Here is a 16741-nt window from a genome sequence, read left to right as displayed (position 1 = left end):
AATTTTGCATGGCGCCGTTCAAGACGTCACCGCGCTCTGTCGGTGGTTGCGGCGAAACTCGCCCGGTGTCTGCCCACACCAGCGCTTGAAGGCGCGCTGAAAGGCTTCGGCCGAGGAAAAGCCGAGCAGGTAGGCGATTTCGCCAAACGTCAGCTCGGTATCGCGGATGTAGGTCATCGCCAGATCGCGGCGGGTATCGTTGAGAATGCTGCGAAACTGCGAGCCTTCCTCGGCCAGCTTGCGGCGCAGTGTCCAACTGGGCAATTGCAGGCGGTTGGCGACTTCTTCGAGGTCCGGCTCGCGGCCATTGAGCAGCGGGCCGAGCAACTGGCCGACGCGCTCGGTCAGGCTGCGGGTGCGGGTCAGTTGCTGCAGCTCGGCTTCGCAGATTTCCAGCAGGTGATGCCAGGTGCTCGGACAATGGGCCGGGTTGCGCAGTGCCAGTGTGGCCTGGTTCAGACGCAGGCGGTTGTGCTCGGCGGCGAACTCCACAGGGCCAACGAACAGTTCGGCGTAACGCTCGGCATAGTCGGGTGCAGCAAATTCGATGTCGACTTTCTCCGCTCGCAGCGGCTGGCCGGCCAGTATTCCCAGCTGGGTCAGCCAGCCGGCCAGCAGCGAGTCGACCACGAAGCGGTTGTAGGCGTTATAGGGGCTGATCGAGTAGAAGCTCAGCCAGGCGCCGCCGGCGTCTTCAACGAAGCTTGATTGACCACGATAGTTTGAGGCGTACAGCGGTTCGAAGCGAATCAGCGTGCGCGCCGCCTCGCGCACCGTAGGCGCCTGGGCGGCGGTGACACCGGCCAGACCGACCTGGCCGATATGGCTGAGACGGCCCATGTCCAGGCCCAGGCCGGGTTGCCCGCAGAGCTGGATGGCGGCGTGGCCGAGGCGCATGTAGCGCGGAATCGACAGTCGTGCGCGCGGTACGGCCAGGCGCGCCGCATCCAGTTCGTATTGTTCCAGCAGTGGGGCGGGATCGTGGCCATGCAGGCGGACAGCGGCGGCGAGACTGTGCACGCTGCCCACCGAGAGATCCCCGAGGCGCACCCGCTGCAGTTTCACGGCCTGACCCACTGGTTGAGGACATGGCTGCCGGGGGCCTGGCTGGCTTGCGGCGCCTGCTCAGGCGTGAGTTGCACGCTGCGCGGCGCGCCGCCGATCGGCCAGCTCAACTGGCCGCGCAAAAACAGCGGTGGGCTGCTGCGCCCATCCGGCAATTGCACCTGGCTCTGTGGCCAGCCGGGCTGCCAATCGCGTTCGATGCGGTAATGCAGGCCGGCGACCACCACGTCCTGCACGTCGGTGGTGCGCGACTCCCAGGGCCAGTCTTCTAGGTAGGGCTGGCCGCTGATGCGCCCGTCAGGGCCGAAGACCAGGCTGATGGTGCGCAGCGGACCATCGCCGCTTTTGAGCAGGCCATTTTCGATATGAGGCTCGGGTAGCAGGATCGAGCCGGCCAGCAGCGTCACGCCATAGTCACGGGCCAGGTTGGCGAACAGCTGCTGGTAATCGCTGGCCATGCGCTCGGCTTTCATGCGCAGCAAGGCTTCGTCTAGGCGGTCGGCGTCGAGGTTGCGCAGCAGTACTTCCAGCGCCAGGACGGGATTGCCCAGCAACAGCCAGTTGCGCACCTGCTGCCGGGTGCGTGCGCGGTAAAACTCGGGCTTTTCATCGACGGCCAGCAGCCAGGTGCCGATGTGCTCGGGCAGTACGACCAATGTGCGTGGGCCGAGTAGGCCGGCGTTGCCGGCGTTATCCAGGGCGGCGACGAGTTTCAGGCGCAGGTGCGCAGGACTCTGGTAATCAAGCGGGAACAACTGCGGACGGATGATCAGCAGATTGCCATGGGCGGTCTGTGCCGGCGGATCGCCCAGCAGTTGGCTGCGCAAATCGGACAGGTAATGGGCGCTGGGGCGCTGTTCGGCCCAGACGAGGAAAGCGGCCAGCAAAACGCCGCCGATCATCAGGGAAAGCAGGAGAGTCACGAGTTTGCGCATCATGGGCGACAGGGTAGGCGGAGCGGGCAGGCTTGCCAAGGCGTGCTGTTCATTAGGATCAGTAAGTTGTCAGTTTCGATCATTGAGCCGGGTGCGCCTGCTCCTTATCGTCGGTTGCATAACAAGCGCCTTCCTGACGAGGCGCCAAAACCGTGATTGATTGAGGGAAAATTGCCATGACTGCAGCTCGCTACCCGCACCTGCTTGCCCCGTTGGACCTGGGCTTCACCACGCTGAAAAACCGCGTTCTGATGGGCTCCATGCACACCGGCCTGGAGGAGCAACCCAACGGGTTCGAGCGCATGGCCGCGTATTTTGCCGAGCGCGCCCGTGGCGGTGTCGGCCTGATGGTGACCGGCGGTATCGGCCCGAACGTGGAAGGCGCGGTGTACTCCGGCGCAGCCAAACTCACCACTGTTGAAGAAGCGGAAAAGCACAAAATTGTCACCCAGGCCGTGCACGAGGCGGGCGGTAAGATCTGCATGCAGATCCTCCACGCCGGTCGTTATGCCTACAGCCCGAAGTCCGTGGCCCCAAGCGCTATCCAGGCGCCGATTAACCCGTTCAAACCGCGCGAACTGGATGAAGAGGGCATCGAGCAGCAGATCCAGGACTTCGTGAATTGTGCCACCTTGGCTCAGCAAGCCGAGTACGATGGCGTCGAGATCATGGGGTCGGAAGGCTACTTCATCAACCAGTTCCTCGCTGCGCACACCAACCAGCGCACCGACCGCTGGGGTGGTAGCTACGAGAACCGCATGCGCCTGGCGGTTGAGATCGTGCGCCGCGTACGCGAGGCTGTGGGCCCCCACTTCATCATCATCTTCCGTCTGTCGATGCTCGACCTGATTGAAGGCGGCAGCGTCTGGGAAGAAATCGTCACCCTGGCCAAGGCCATCGAGGCCGCTGGCGCGACCATCATCAATACCGGTATCGGCTGGCACGAGGCGCGCATTCCGACCATCGCCACCAAGGTGCCGCGCGCGGCCTTCACCAAGGTCACGGCCAAGCTTCGCGGCGCGGTGCAGATTCCCCTGGTTACCACCAACCGCATCAACACCCCGGAAGTAGCCGAACAGGTGCTGGCCGACGGCGACGCGGACATGGTGTCCATGGCCCGTCCGTTCCTGGCCGACCCGGAGTTCGTCAACAAGGCGGCCGCAGGGCGCGGTGACGAGATCAACACCTGCATCGGCTGCAACCAGGCGTGCCTGGACCACACCTTCGGCGGCAAGCTGACCAGCTGCCTGGTCAACCCGCGCGCCTGCCACGAGACCGAATTGAACTACATTGCGGTAGCCCAGGCGAAGAAGATCGCCGTGGTTGGCGCCGGCCCGGCGGGTCTGTCTGCCGCCACCGTGGCGGCCGAGCGTGGCCACAGCGTGACGCTGTTCGATGCCGGCAGCGAGATCGGTGGCCAGTTCAACGTTGCCAAGCGTGTGCCGGGCAAGGAGGAGTTCTACGAAACCCTGCGCTATTTCGGCAACAAGCTGAACTCCAGCGGCGTACAGGTGCAGCTCAACACTCGGGTCACGGTTGATGACCTGCTCAAGGGTGGCTTTGACGAAATCATCCTGGCCACCGGTATCGCGCCGCGCACGCCGGCGATCCCGGGCATCGAGCACCCCAAGGTAATCGGGTATCTGGACGCCATACTTGAGCGCAAGCCGGTCGGCCAGAAAGTCGCGGTGATCGGCGCTGGCGGCATCGGTTTCGATGTGTCTGAATTCATCACTCACGACGGTGCGTCCACCAGCCTGGACCGCGAAGCGTTCTGGAAGGAGTGGGGCATCGACCTGGGGCTGGAAGCCCGTGGCGGTGTCGCCGGCGTCCAGCCGAAGCCGCCAGCACCGGCGCGCGAGGTGTACCTGCTGCAGCGCAAGAAAACCAAGGTCGGCGACGGCCTGGGCAAGACCACCGGCTGGATTCACCGCACCGGGCTGAAGAACAAGCAAGTGAAGATGCTCAACACGGTCGAATATCTGAAGATCGACGACGCCGGTCTGCACGTCAGCATCGCCGGCGGCGAGCCCCAGGTGCTGCCGGTAGATACGGTGATCATCTGCGCCGGCCAGGAGCCGCTGCGTGAGCTGCACGCTGGCCTGGTCGCCGCCGGGCAGAATGTGCACCTGATTGGCGGGGCGGATGTGGCCACTGAGCTAGATGCCAAGCGCGCCATCAACCAGGGATCGCGACTGGCCGCTGAACTTTAATTCGCTGATGTTGTCGTCGCCGTCGGTCGATCTACGATCGGCGGCGAAAGGCGATGCCAAGCAGTACACACCCCCGCGATAAGGGTTTCTCCTAGACTGCCCGCCTGATAAATGGACGCTCTGCCGCGAGCCGAATACGCCGGTAAGTGGCAGCGCGTGTCCGGCGCCGGGAGAAATGTATGAAGCCCCAGCACAAACCGCAGATGGTCGAGGCCGTGATGTTTTTCAATCATCGCGGCATCTGCAAAGAAATGCTGTTTCCCGAATTCGAAGCGGTTCTCGACCGCGTCGTTCACCTTAAAGACTTCGCCGACCAGCAGGTACGGGTGGTCTTTATCCTGATCGATCCGCGCCTGCACATTCGCGCGGCGGTGTTCTTCCTGATCGACTTCGACACCCATGGCAACGCCGACACCGGCTGGAACATGCCGTTGCGTCATATCGCCGATCATGCTGGTCGTGGCCCGGACTTGGGTGGTGGGCCTATTCGACTGGCCTGTCGCAGCCAGTGTCCGGTGTCCTGGCACCAGATGCACATGTGGGATCCAAATCTCAAACCCGGGCAGAGTGATCTGGTGTTGCTGCGCGATGCCGTGCGCCGGAACAACCTGGGGTTGTTGGCGGAAGAGCCGCAGCTGGCCTCCGTTGCCGGGCACGATGCGGTCAAAACAGTTGATTTCGAGCATCGCCAACGAACCGCGCAATTGATTCGACAGCAGCGTTTGCGCCTCAACAGCCTGGCCCGCCAGCATGAGGAAGAATTGGCGCGCTTGCGCCTGGCGGGGGAGCAGCAGCAGATTTTGCTTCGCCAGGAAGCCGATGATCTGCAACAGGCGCTTGCCCAGCAGGAACAACTCAACGCCTCGCTCAAACAGCGCTTGCACAGCCAGGCCGATGGATTCCAGAAAGCCCGCGAAGAGTTGAGCCGTCAGTTACGCCTGCTGGAAACCCATGATCGCAGTGAGGCCGAGGTGCTGCGCGGCCAGTTCGAGGTAGAGTTGCAGGCGCGTATCGCGGCGGCCGTGGCCGAGCACAAGGAACAACTGTCGATCCTTGAAGTGGAGCTGGGCTATCGCAACGAGCTGGACAACCAGATGCAGGATGAAATCGACCGCCTCACGCGCGAGCGCGACCAGTTGGCTGGGCAAGGTGACCAGTTGCAGCGTCTGGCCAAACTGGGCGTTATGTTCGTGGCCTATCACCCTGGCGCCGGCCATTTGACCATCAGTGCGCAGGACATTACTCGTTACCAGCAGGACCCGCAGGCCTACGTGGCGGCCAAGTGTTTCGTCTCAGCCGATCATTACCGGGACTGGCTCGAGCATTACCAAAACCCTGCGTGCAGCGGGACGCTCACCAGCGGCGAGCGCTGCGGCATGCCGGTCGACCGTGTGGATACGCCGAGCCGCTTTGTTCGTGGGGAAAGCAACTGCTGCTCACGTCACAAGGCCAGTGCGTGCACGCGCACCAGCTGACTCCGTTGCGATGTGTGGCTGTGCCAACTGCTAAGCCGCGTCTTTTCCTACAGATTGCCCGCCTGGCCTTTTTACCGCAGCATTGCAGATCTTTTTGCAGGCGTATGCGTGTGGACCTTCCCGACTGGACGCCCCGGGCTCCGTTACACCCCCTGAAACTGGACTGGCTGGCGCGCGCGGGCGTCGATGTGGCGGTGTTGCGTCTGGACGTGATCGATCCGCTGCTGAGCGGCAACAAGTGGTTCAAGCTCAAGCCGTATCTACAGGCTGCCAAGGCGGCGGGCCGCGCCGGGCTGATAAGTCTGGGTGGCAACCATTCCAACCATCTGCACGCCGTGGCGGCTGCCGGCGCACGCTTTGGGTTTGCCACGGTGGGCCTGTTGCGTGGCGAGCCGTGCGAGACGCCGACGGTGCGCGATCTGCAAGCATTCGGCATGCAGCTGCACTGGCTCGGTTACGGCGGTTATCGCGCGCGGCACCGGGCGGATTTCTGGCAACCCTGGTTGGAACGCTATCCCGCTCTGCACCCGGTGCCGGAAGGCGGCGGCGGGCTGCCCGGTGCGCAGGGTTGCATCGAACTGGTCGACATGGCGCGGCGGCAAATGGCTGGGCTCGGCTGGAGCGATTACCACGCGTGGTGGCTGGCTGCCGGGACCGGCACGACGCTGGCCGGTCTGGTGCTCGGCGAGGCAGGGCAGTGTCCGGTGTACGGTGCCTTGGCGGTGCCGGACGATCATGGCGTGGCCCGACGCTTAACAGAAACGTTCGCGGCGGCAGGCGTGGCGGACGCCGGTTATCACCTCCTGGATGCCAGCCGGGGCGGCTTTGCCCGGGTGGATGCCGAGCTTGCCACCTTCATGCGCGACAGCGAGGCGGGCAGTGGCGTGCACTTCGAACCGCTGTATACCGCCAAAGCGCTGCTGGCCTTGCGAGGGCAGGTGGATGCGGGATATTTCGCAGCCGGTACCCGGCTGGTTTTCGTGCATACCGGCGGCATGCAGGGGAGACGGGCGCTGCAGGCGAAGCTGGACCGGCTTTCGAGTTCAGCGGGTTGAAAACGTTGGGCGAGCACTCCGGCAGTATTCGATTCCATTACCTGAGCGAGACCGCTAGGGCTTATACGCCTGTAACAACGTCCGGCCATTGGTCAGGCATGACGAAGACCCGCTCGGCCTCCTGCCAGTCACCCCTCGTTCTTTCCTCAAGACGTACTAGCAACTGAGCCGGCGCCTGTTCGGGTAGCTGCTCGAGCCAAGAGAGGAGTTGCGCCGGGCTCCAGAGCTCATCGACGGTCAGCCGTGCCGGAGCCAGCCAGGCCTGGCGTGGCAAGGTTTGCCAGCAGCCGGGAGCGGCCTGGTCGAGAAACTCGGTAATTTGTTGGCGGTATAGCCAGCGTCCTCGGCAATGGCCGGGCTGAGCGCCGCTCGGCGCCGTGCAGCCTTGCGGCCAGGGATAAAAGAGATAACCGCCCAGCCAGAACGCGGCCTGTACCGGGTCGGGGCGAAGGTCGGCGAGGACTTCGCGACCTTGGCGGCTGTTGGACATCGGTAGCTGATGTCGATGCAGGTGACTGAGCTTAAGATCCAGTCGGTCCTGACTGCCGGGGCCCAGCCAGCGTGCCGGATCGCTGCCGTCACCGTGCTGCGGACCGAGGTAAAGCTTGATAGCCAGCTCCAGGTGATGCACGCCTTCGGCATCGCGCAGCAGCAGGTCGAGTTCGCCGAGGGTACGGCCGCCCAGCCGGATCGGCAGATTGGCGGCCAGCAGTTCGACGCCCGGCGCGGCGCGCAGGGCGAACTGCCAGAGGCGTTCGTAATACAGGCCGAGACGGCGCAAAGGGCTGCGATCCAGCCACTCCAGCAATGGCTGAGGATTTTGCTCCAGGCCGCGCAGCCAGTCGGCGAGCTGCCCCGGCTGATGCGCCCAGGGGCTGGCGCTCAGTGGATGGCGCTGGGGCCAGAGCGTGTCGGCCAACAGCGGCGGTGAGATCAGCGTCCAGGCCAGATCGCGCACCACGGGTTGGCGCAGTTCATCGAGCAGACCGGCGAGGGAGAGGAAGGGTTGCATGTGGTCGAGCATAGCCAACTGCCGTTGCACACCTCCAGCGATCAGCGTTATTCGTGGCTTCGGGCGCTATGGCGGCTGTTGGCCAAGGTACATGTCCTCCGGCGCGCGAGGGCGACCCGATTTAAATGATCGCGGTTGCTGGTTTGCCGCTGCTACAGGCTTTCACCCATAATCCCGGCATCATTTACCGCGCGCCGCCGTCAGGAGTCCCATGGAGCAGTTTCGCAATATTGGCATTATCGGCCGCCTGGGCAGCTCGCAGGTGCTGGATACCATTCGCAGGCTCAAGCGCTTTCTGCTGGATCGCCAGCTGCATGTAATTCTCGAAGACACCATTGCCGAGGTGCTGCCAGGGCACGGCTTGCAGACCAGCACACGCAAAAGCCTGGGTGAGGCGTGCGATCTGGTCATTGTGGTCGGCGGTGATGGCAGCATGTTGGGCGCGGCCCGGGCGTTGGCCCGCTACAAGGTGCCGGTGCTGGGCGTCAACCGAGGCAGCCTGGGGTTTCTCACCGATATTCGCCCGGACGACCTGGAGGAGAAGGTTGGCGAGGTGCTGGACGGGCAGTACAGCGTGGAAAGCCGCTTTCTTCTAGAAGTCGAGGTGCGTCGGCATACCGAGCCGATCGGTCAGGGCGATGCGCTCAATGATGTGGTGCTGCACCCTGGCAAGTCGACGCGGATGATCGAATTCGAATTGTATATCGACGGACAATTCGTCAGCAGCCAGAAGTCCGACGGCCTGATCATCGCCACCCCGACCGGTTCTACCGCCTATGCGCTGTCCGCCGGTGGGCCGATCATGCATCCCAAGCTGGATGCCATCGTCGTCGTCCCGATGTACCCGCACACGCTGTCCAGCCGCCCCATCGTGGTGGATGGCAATAGCGAACTGAAAGTCGTCGTGTCGCCCAAGCTGCAGATCTATCCACAGGTCTCCTGTGACGGCCAGAACCACTTCACCTGTGCGCCGGGCGATACCGTGACGATTCGCAAGAAGGCGCAGAAGCTGCGGCTGATCCATCCGCTGGACCACAACTACTACGAGATCTGCCGCACCAAGCTGGGCTGGGATAGCCGCCTGGGCACCACCGAATGACGATGCTCGACCCGGCGCGCGGCTATGACCTGATTGGCGACGTGCACGGCTGCGCCAAGGCGCTGGAGCGCTTGCTGAATCAGCTCGGCTACCGAAAGGAAGCGGGCGTCTGGCGGCATCCGCGGCGCATGGCGTTGTTTCTCGGCGACATCATTGACCGTGGCCCGCATATCCGTGAAGCGTTGCATGTGGTGCGCGACATGGTCGAGGCGGACCAGGCGCTGTGCATCATGGGCAATCATGAATTCAGTGCGCTGGGCTGGAACACACCGGTCCTGCCCGGCAATGGGCGTTATTTCGTACGCGAGCATACGCCGCGTAATGCCCGGCTGCTGCATGAGACCCATAGCCAGTTCGCCGCCTATCCAGCCGAATGGAAGGGGTTTCTTGGCTGGTTCCAGACGCTGCCGCTGTTCATCGATGGCGGCTTTTTCCGCCTGGTGCATGCGTGCTGGGATAACGAACTGATCCATATGCTGCGCGCTCGAGACCCGCAGGGCCGAATCGATCGGGATTTCGTGCGCGCGGCCGGACGACCGGGCAGCTTCGCCTCCCAGGTCTGCGAGCGGCTGTTGCGCGGAATGGACATGCGCTTGCCTGAAGGGGTGGTGCTGACCAGCCGCGAGGGCTTTCCCCGTTCCTTTTTCCGTACCAAATTCTGGGAGGAGAACCCGCAGACCTACGGGGATATCGTCTTCCAACCCGAGCCTTTACCGGAAGACGTGGCGCAAACTCCGCTGTCATCGCGGCAGAAACGTGAACTGCTGCGTTATGGTGCCGATGAGCCGCTGTTATTCGTCGGCCATTACTGGTGCAGTGGTCGGCCGGCACCCATTCGCCACAATCTGGCGTGTCTGGATTACAGCGCGGTGCTGTCTGGTCGCCTGGTGGCTTATCGCCTGGATCAGGAGCGTCGGTTGCAGACCGATAAATTCGTCTGGGTCGATGTCAAGCGTGAGGAGGCTCCACGATGAGTCCGGTAGCAGCCCTGCGTACCCCTCTGGACACCGACCTGAGCGGTTTTCTCGCCATGCTGCAGCGCCTCGACGTGCCCTGCCGGGTCAGTGAGGAATCTGGCGTGCAGGTGTTGTGGGTGCCGGGTGAGGCCCTGGCCAAACAGGTACGTGAGCTTTACACGCAATACCCCCAAGGTGATCCGCAGTTGGTAATCGAACCGCCCCGGCAAGACGCTCCGAGCCTTGTGCAACGCTTGCGCGCCACGCCGCTCACAGCAGTGATGCTGCTGCTGACCCTGGCGGTGTTCGCTTTTACCTGGGCCGGTGAGAACCTGCAAACGATCCGCTGGTTGAGCTTCACCGACTACGGCATCACCGAGGAATACATTTATTTCGCCAACCTGGAATTCACCCTGAAAAGCGGTGAGTGGTGGCGGCTGTTCACGCCCATGTTCGTGCATTTCGGCTGGCTGCACCTGGCCATGAACAGCCTCTGGTACTGGGAACTGGGCCGGCGCATCGAGGCGCGCCAAGGATCCATGATGCTGCTCGGGTTTACGCTGTTGTTCAGCCTGGTCTCCAATCTGGCCCAGTATGGGTTTGGCGGCGTAGGCATTTTTGGCGGTTTGTCCGGGGTGCTCTACGGGCTGTTGGGCCATTGCTGGTTGTTCCAGAAACTGGCGCCCTGCGCAGCCTACCGATTGCCGCCGGGTGTGGTGGTGCTGATGCTGGCATGGCTATTGATCTGCCTATCGGGTCTGGTGACGGTGCTGGGCCTGGGCGCCATTGCCAATGCGGCCCATGTCGGAGGGTTGCTGGTGGGATGTGCCACGGGGCTTTTGGGCGGCTGGCTTGCGCGACACGGCAGGAGGACGAAGGCCTAGAGTCCCGTCTTTTCCCTTAATCGGTACAGCCCGGTAGAATGCTTGGAATTTATTTTGGGAGCCGACCATGTCCTTTATCCAAGCCATCGAAAACATCACCCCCGAGATCTACGAAAACCTCAAGCAGGCCGTCGAGATCGGAAAATGGGGCGACGGGCGACTGTTGTCAGTGGAACAAAAAGAGCTTTGCCTGCAGGCAATGATCGCCTGGGAATTGAAGAATCTGCCCGAGGAAGAGCGTACCGGCTACATGGGTGGCCAGGAGTGCGGCTCGAAGAAGAAAAAAGCCGCCGAGCTGGTCAGTGACCTGTTTGCGCCGGCCTCCGGAACCCGCCACTGATGCAAGAGCTGGCACGCGGTGCGCTGGAGAAAATGGCGGTCGAACTGGGCGAACAGGCACAGTATGCGTTGCGCCTCGGTGAAGAACGGGTGCCGGTCAATCCCTTGATCGGCAAGAGCTTGCGCCTGGAGTACCTGGGCGCCATCAATTGCACCCATTGTGGACGCAAGACCAACAAGAGCTTCAGTCAGGGATACTGCTATCCCTGCTTCAAGAAACTGCCGCAGTGCGACACCTGCATCATGAGCCCGGAGCGCTGCCACCACGAGTTGGGCACCTGCCGCGATCCGCAGTGGGGCGAGCAGTTCTGCATGACCGATCACGTGGTTTACCTGGCCAATTCCTCGGGCATCAAGGTCGGTATCACGCGCGGCACCCAGCTGCCCACCCGCTGGCTCGATCAGGGCGCCAGCCAGGCGTTGCCAATCTTGCGTGTGGCGACCCGGCAGCAATCCGGGCTGGTGGAAGACTTGTTGCGTTCCCAAGTGGCCGACCGTACCAATTGGCGCGCCCTGCTCAAGGGCGATGCCGAGCCGGTGGACCTGCCGGCAGTGCGCGAACAGGTCTTCGAGGCCTGCGCCGAGGGACTTGAATCGCTGCAGGGGCGTTATGGCTTGCAGGCGATCCAGCCGTTGAGGGATGCCGAGGTGGTGGAGATCCGCTATCCCGTCCAGGCGTATCCGAGCAAGATCGTCAGCCTGGACCTGGAAAAGACCCCGGTGGTCGAAGGCACCTTGATGGGTATCAAGGGTCAGTATTTGATTCTGGATACCGGGGTGATCAACGTTCGCAAGTTCACTGCGTATTCCGTCGCGGCAAGCAGTAGCCGTACTATTTAACGAATGCACTTCCACCTGGCGTAGAAGTCATCGGATTTTTACTTGCCGCTTGAAGTTACCGCTTGACGCTCTCAGAGGTTCCCATGCGTACCGAACAGCCGAAAACCATTTATCTCAAGGACTACCAGGTACCCGAGTATCTGATCGACGAGACCAGCCTGACCTTCGAGCTGTACGAGGATCACAGTCTGGTGCATGCCCAGCTGGTGATGCGCCGCAACCCTGAGGCCGGCCCGGGGCTGCCGCTGCTGGTGCTCAACGGCCAGAATATGGAGCTGTTGTCGCTGCGCCTCGACGACCGCGACCTGACGGCCGCTGACTACTTGCTCAGCCCCAGCGAACTGACAGTGCAGCCGGACAGTGCCAGCTTTACCCTGGACAGCACGGTGCGTATCCACCCGGAAACCAACACCGCGCTGGAAGGGCTGTATAAGTCCGGCACCATGTTCTGCACCCAGTGCGAGGCCGAGGGCTTTCGCAAGATCACCTATTACCTCGACCGCCCGGACGTGATGAGCAGCTTCACCACCACAGTCAGCGCTGACAAGCAGCGCTACCCGGTTCTGCTGTCCAACGGCAACCCGATTGCCAGTGGCGACGGTGACAACGGTCGCCACTGGGCCACCTGGCAGGATCCGTTCAAAAAACCGGCTTACCTGTTTGCGCTGGTCGCCGGTGACCTCTGGTGTGTGGAAGACACCTTCACCACCATGAGCGCCCGTGAAGTCGCCCTGCGCATTTACGTCGAGCCGGAAAACATCGATAAGTGCCAGCACGCCATGGACAGCCTGAAGAAATCCATGCGCTGGGACGAAGAGGTGTATGGCCGCGAGTACGACCTGGACATCTTCATGATTGTTGCGGTCAACGATTTCAATATGGGCGCCATGGAGAACAAAGGCCTCAATATCTTCAACTCCAGCGCCGTGCTGGCCAAGGCCGAGACCGCCACCGATGCCGCGCACCAGCGCATCGAAGGCATCCTGGCCCATGAATACTTCCACAACTGGTCCGGCAACCGCGTGACCTGCCGTGACTGGTTCCAGTTGTCCCTCAAGGAAGGCTTTACCGTATTCCGCGACGCCGAATTCAGTGCCGACATGAATTCGCGCACGGTCAAGCGCATCGAAGACGTGGCCTATCTGCGCACCCACCAGTTCGCTGAAGATGCCGGCCCCATGGCCCATCCGGTGCGCCCGGATTCCTACATGGAGATCTCCAACTTCTACACCCTGACCGTGTACGAGAAGGGTGCCGAAGTGCTGCGCATGATCCACACCCTGCTCGGCGCCGAGGCGTTCCGCAAGGGTTCCGACCTGTACTTCGAACGCCATGACGGCCAGGCAGTGACCTGCGACGACTTCATCAAGGCCATGGAAGATGCCAGCGGCGTCGACCTGACCCAGTTCAAACGCTGGTACAGCCAGGCCGGCACGCCGCGTTTGGACGTTCGCGAGGCCTATGACGCCGCCGCGCAGACCTACACTCTGACCTTCAAGCAGAGCTGCCCGGCTACCCCTGGCCAGCCGGAAAAGCAGCCGTTTGTCATCCCGGTGGAATTGGGTCTGCTGAACGCCCAGGGCGTTGAATTGCCGCTGCGTCTTCAGGGTGAGGCCGAGGCCCTGGGCACCAGTCGCGTACTGTCGCTGACCGAGGCCGAGCAGTCATTCACCTTCGTGGATATCGCCGAGCAACCGCTGCCCTCGCTGCTGCGAGGTTTTTCCGCGCCGGTCAAACTGAGCTTCCCCTACAGCCGCGACCAGTTGATGTTTCTCATGCAGCACGATTCCGATGGATTCAACCGTTGGGAGGCCGGACAGCAGTTGGCGGTGCAGATCCTGCAGGAGCTGATCGCCCAGCATCAGGCCGGCAAGGCCCTGGAGCTGGATCAACGCTTGATTGCTGCGCTACGCACGGTTCTGGAAAACGATCAGTTGGATCAGGCCATGGTTGCCGAAATGCTCAGCCTGCCCGGTGAAGCCTACCTGGCGGAAATCAGCGAAGTGGCCGATGTGGAGGCGATTCACGCTGCCCGTGAGTTCGCCCGCAAGCAGATCGCCGCCGAGCTGTTCGAGCCGCTGTGGGCGCGTTACCAGGAAAATCGCGCCATTTCCCGTGAGCGAGCCTATGTCGCCGAGGCTGCAGAGTTCGCGCGCCGCGCCCTACAGAACATTGCGCTGTCGTATCTGATGGAAAGCGGCAAGGATGAGGTGCTGGCCGCGTGCCTGGAACAGTTCGAGCAGACTGACAACATGACCGAGCGCCTGCATGCCATGGCGGTCCTGGTCAACTCGCCGTTCGAGGCGGAAAAGGCCGCCTCGCTGGCCAAGTTTGCCGAACATTTCAAGGACAACCCGCTGGTCATGGACCAATGGTTCAGCGTGCAGGCCGGCAGCCCGCTGCCCGGCGGCTTGGCGCGCGTTCAGCAGTTGATGCAGCATCCGGCCTTCAACCTCAAGAACCCCAACAAGGTGCGGGCGCTGATCGGTGCTTTCGCTAATCAGAACCTGATCAATTTCCACGCCGCCGATGGTAGCGGTTACCGCTTTCTTGCCGATCAGGTGATTGCCCTGGATGGCTTCAACCCGCAAATCGCCGCCCGCCAGTTGGCGCCGCTGACTCGCTGGCGCAAGTACGACGCGACTCGTCAGGCGCTGATCCAGGGTGAGCTGAAGCGCATTCTGGCCAGTGGAGAGCTGTCGGCAGATGTCTACGAGGTGGTGAGTAAAAGCCTCAACTGATCATCCCGCAAGATGACCAAAGCGTTACCCGTTGTTGGGTAACGCTTTTTTTGTGCCGTTTTTTTTATGCATACCCGCTCATTCATTGCTCCAGGGCAATATGTGGTGGTGGCCACTCATTTAATATCACGCCTGGGGTGATTACACCCCATGGAAACCATCAGGTTTCAGCCTCTTGCCGATAGCGGTGAGAAACCATGCCCTACACCTCCCTGATTCTCGTGCTGGGGTTTCCTGCCGCGCCGGCGAGGAAGCACTAAGGAGCAACATGAGCACTACCGCCAAACGACAGATGTCTGTCCAGACCAAGATCAACCTGGCTTTGCTGTTGGTGCTGAGCCTGCTCATGCTCGTCTCTCTGCTGTATGCGGCCAGTACCGAGAAGCGACTGGTACTGCAAGTAGTCGAGCAGCAGACCAAGGACGCCGCCGACTCCTATTTCGACAGCATCAACACCATGATGCTGACCGGCACCATGGCTCAACGCAGCGTGTTGCGCGACAAGATTCTCGCCCGCCCTGGCGTTGTCGATGCACGCATCATCCGCGATGAGGAAATCACCCGCGTCTTCGGGCCCGGTTACGATCACCAGGCGCCTGCCGATGCCATGGACCGGCGCGCGCTGGCCGGGGAATCGGTCATCGATGTGAGGGAAAACGCCAATGGTCGTCTCCTTACGGTGATCAACCCGATCATTGCGCAGAAGGACTATCGCGGCACCGATTGCCTGGCGTGTCACCAGGTCAGGGAAGATGCCGTGGTGGGCGCTGTGCGCATCAGCTATGACCTGTCCAAGCTGGACGCCGAGGTCGATCGCAATATTCTGATTTCGGCCCTCATACAGCTGGTCCTGCTGGTGGCTGGTGTGGTGATCATGGGTTATACGGTGCGTCGGGTAATCATCAGCCGCATCACCGCCATGCGTCACACCATGGAGCACATGGCCCGTGACGAGGACCTGAGCCTTGCTGTGAAGGTGCAAGCCCAGGATGAGATCGGTGCCATGGGGCACGCCTTCAACGAGATGATCGGCAAGTTCCGTCAGAGCCTGGGAGCTGTGGCCGGGGTCACTGACAAGCTGGGTAATGCCTCGCAACGTGTCTCCAGGGTTGCGGAAAAGACGCTGAGCGCCGTGATGGAGCAGCGCACCGAAACCGATATGGTCGCCTCGGCGATGAACGAGATGAGTGCCACCGTCCAGGAAGTGGCAAAAAATGCCAGCCAGACGGCCACCGCTTCACGCAGTGCCGACGACGAGACGCGCGCCGGTGTGCAAGTGGCCGACGACGCGCTGAAGGGCATCGAGATCTTGATTCGCGAAATCGAGAAAGCTGCTGGCGTCATCCAACGGGTGGAAAACGATAGCGCGAAAATCGGCATGGTCGTGGGGGTGATCAACGGCATCGCCGAGCAGACCAACCTGCTGGCCCTCAATGCGGCCATCGAGGCGGCGCGGGCGGGTGAGCAGGGCCGTGGCTTCGCCGTCGTGGCCGACGAGGTGCGCACGCTGGCGTCTCGCACCCAGCAGTCCACAGAAGAAATCCAGGCAATGATCGAGCAGCTGCAGGGCGGCGTGCGCAATGCGGTGAATGCCATGGAAGGGGCGCAGTCCCAGGCTCGCTCCGGTGCTGACTTCGTTGCCAGGGCGGCGGATAGCCTGAGTGCCATTGCCAATGAAGTTACCCTGATCAATGACATGAACGCCCAGGTGGCGACCGCCGCCGAAGAACAGAGCGCGGTGGCCGAGGAGATCAACCGTAACATCATCTCCATCAGCCAGAGCGCAGATACTACGTCCACCGAGGCGACCCAGAACTCGCAGATCAGCGAAGAACTGGTACGCCTGGCGGCGGAACTGAACCGCCTGGTGGCTCGCTTCAAGCTCTGAATGAGCTGGGGTCAAACTGCCGAAACTGTGTCAGTGTGGATGGAGAGCTACCCGGTTCGCTGGGTAGCTCTTTTTTTTGTGCGTGTCAGCGCAGAGGAGTGGCTACCTAGTACTCAGCATTCATTGGCTGATATTCGTCTTGCGAATCTATGCGCCAAAGCACCTGCCAAGGCTCTAGAGTGGTGGTGTACTCCGGCGTGTGCGGAGATCGGTGGTCCAATAATAAAAAAGAGGTCTGT

Annotated in this window: 13 protein-coding genes and 1 pseudogene; 11 read left to right on the top strand and 3 right to left on the bottom strand. The window is 62.1% G+C overall.

Annotated elements, in window-relative coordinates; genetic code table 11:
• Window positions 1–18: 18 nt before the first annotated feature.
• Together H9642_RS09040 and H9642_RS09035 are read right to left on the bottom strand one after the other, a co-directional pair.
• On the bottom strand, window positions 19–1065 hold the full coding sequence (locus H9642_RS09040; protein ID WP_251836102.1) for an AraC family transcriptional regulator: 1047 nt from the start codon (window positions 1063–1065) through the stop codon (window positions 19–21).
• Window positions 1062–2003: a carbon-nitrogen hydrolase family protein gene (locus H9642_RS09035; protein WP_251836101.1), complete on the bottom strand. Its 942-nt coding sequence runs from the start codon at window positions 2001–2003 to the stop codon at window positions 1062–1064. The genes H9642_RS09040 and H9642_RS09035 overlap by 4 nt, the downstream gene beginning before the upstream one ends.
• A gap of 173 nt (window positions 2004–2176) precedes the next feature.
• On the opposite strand from H9642_RS09035, the gene H9642_RS09030 reads away from it, so the two are divergent.
• From H9642_RS09030 to H9642_RS09020, 3 genes are all read left to right on the top strand, one after another.
• Window positions 2177–4213: an NADPH-dependent 2,4-dienoyl-CoA reductase gene (locus H9642_RS09030; RefSeq protein WP_251836100.1), complete on the top strand. Its 2037-nt coding sequence runs from the start codon at window positions 2177–2179 to the stop codon at window positions 4211–4213.
• A 179-nt stretch (window positions 4214–4392) separates the two neighbouring features.
• Window positions 4393–5688, top strand: coding sequence for a chromosome partitioning protein ParA (locus tag H9642_RS09025; RefSeq protein WP_251836099.1), 1296 nt, complete (start codon window positions 4393–4395; stop codon window positions 5686–5688).
• 104 nt (window positions 5689–5792) lie between these two features.
• Entirely contained in the window at window positions 5793–6743 is a 951-nt protein-coding gene (locus tag H9642_RS09020; protein WP_251836098.1) for a 1-aminocyclopropane-1-carboxylate deaminase/D-cysteine desulfhydrase, read from the top strand.
• Between the two features lie 61 nt (window positions 6744–6804).
• Here H9642_RS09020 and H9642_RS09015 read toward each other — a convergent pair whose 3' ends face one another.
• Window positions 6805–7767 carry a DUF1853 family protein gene (locus tag H9642_RS09015; protein ID WP_251836097.1) on the bottom strand — a complete coding sequence of 321 codons (963 nt, stop codon included), beginning with the start codon at window positions 7765–7767 and terminating at the stop codon, window positions 6805–6807.
• Window positions 7768–7966: 199 nt separating this feature from the next.
• Between H9642_RS09015 and H9642_RS09010 the strand changes: the two genes are divergently transcribed.
• The 8 genes and pseudogenes from H9642_RS09010 to H9642_RS18450 all read left to right on the top strand — a co-directional run bounded on the left by H9642_RS09010 (window position 7967) and on the right by H9642_RS18450 (window position 16502).
• Window positions 7967–8854: an NAD(+) kinase gene (locus H9642_RS09010; RefSeq protein ID WP_251836096.1), complete on the top strand. Its 888-nt coding sequence runs from the start codon at window positions 7967–7969 to the stop codon at window positions 8852–8854.
• Between the two features lie 2 nt (window positions 8855–8856).
• Window positions 8857–9828 (top strand): metallophosphoesterase, encoded by a 972-nt coding sequence (locus H9642_RS09005; protein WP_251836164.1) that lies wholly within the window; start codon window positions 8857–8859, stop codon window positions 9826–9828.
• Window positions 9825–10694 carry a rhomboid family intramembrane serine protease gene (locus H9642_RS09000; RefSeq protein WP_251836095.1) on the top strand — a complete coding sequence of 290 codons (870 nt, stop codon included), beginning with the start codon at window positions 9825–9827 and terminating at the stop codon, window positions 10692–10694. The genes H9642_RS09005 and H9642_RS09000 overlap by 4 nt, the downstream gene beginning before the upstream one ends.
• Window positions 10695–10761: 67 nt before the next feature.
• Entirely contained in the window at window positions 10762–11034 is a 273-nt protein-coding gene (locus H9642_RS08995) for a YeaC family protein (protein ID WP_251836094.1), read from the top strand.
• A complete protein-coding gene (locus H9642_RS08990) occupies window positions 11034–11873 on the top strand; it encodes a DUF2797 domain-containing protein (RefSeq protein WP_251836093.1) in 840 nt (279 codons plus the stop codon). The genes H9642_RS08995 and H9642_RS08990 overlap by 1 nt, the downstream gene beginning before the upstream one ends.
• Before the next feature lie 83 nt (window positions 11874–11956).
• Window positions 11957–14614 (top strand): aminopeptidase N, encoded by a 2658-nt coding sequence (pepN, locus tag H9642_RS08985; protein ID WP_251836092.1) that lies wholly within the window; start codon window positions 11957–11959, stop codon window positions 14612–14614.
• A gap of 268 nt (window positions 14615–14882) precedes the next feature.
• Window positions 14883–15641 (top strand): annotated as a pseudogene (locus tag H9642_RS18455) (HAMP domain-containing protein); the annotation flags it as partial.
• Window positions 15618–16502 (top strand): methyl-accepting chemotaxis protein, encoded by an 885-nt coding sequence (locus H9642_RS18450; protein WP_433962690.1) that lies wholly within the window; start codon window positions 15618–15620, stop codon window positions 16500–16502. The pseudogene H9642_RS18455 and the gene H9642_RS18450, both read left to right, overlap by 24 nt.
• Window positions 16503–16741 lie beyond the last annotated feature (239 nt).

This window comes from Serpens gallinarum (assembly GCF_014836765.1).
Lineage (GTDB): Bacteria > Pseudomonadota > Gammaproteobacteria > Pseudomonadales > Pseudomonadaceae > Serpens > Serpens gallinarum.
The sequence above is the reverse complement of the archived record's forward strand: the minus strand, read 5'-3'. Positions and strand labels throughout refer to the sequence as shown.